This is a genomic window from Bacillus cereus group sp. N21, from assembly GCF_016483395.1.
Lineage (GTDB): Bacteria > Bacillota > Bacilli > Bacillales > Bacillaceae_G > Bacillus_A > Bacillus_A pseudomycoides.
The window spans coordinates 1-447 of the sequence record NZ_JAEHBX010000246.1 but is presented as its reverse complement, the minus strand read 5'-3'; the positions used below and the strand labels follow the sequence as shown (position 1 = coordinate 447).

Here is a 447-nt window from a genome sequence, read left to right as displayed (position 1 = left end):
TGTTACTATGATTCTGACTCTTTCTGTAACTTTTTTTGGTAGTGATGCACAGGCTGATACTCTTTCGACAAATAATGCTTTAGTATCAGAAGACAACTCTTCTGTTGTATTACAAACATCTGAAGGTAAAGAGGAATCCATTACAACACTTGCAACGAAACAATTACCTTGGGACTTTTCTTATGAATTTGATTCGAATTTAGATGGTACTACTAGATTTTATTATGATTCTAATAAGGGCCGATTAAAGATATTCATGAAATCTAAAAGTGATGCTTCAGGAAATTTTAAAGTAACACTAATGAAAGATCCAACAGTTGGTTGGGACCATGCAGTTTCTCATACAAATTATCCAAGGAATAGTTCGAAAGGTTCTGGTGCAAAAATAAATTATAAAAAAAGTAGGACCTGAATTTCCTAATAAATTACAGATTATGATGCGATACC

1 protein-coding gene is annotated in these 447 nt (G+C 32.4%); it reads left to right on the top strand.

Annotated features, from left to right (window positions below):
* Positions 1 to 412: hypothetical protein (locus tag JDS96_RS30705; RefSeq protein WP_199669118.1), on the top strand; the 412-nt coding region annotated here is incomplete at its 5' end.
* Positions 413 to 447: the final 35 nt, after the last annotated feature.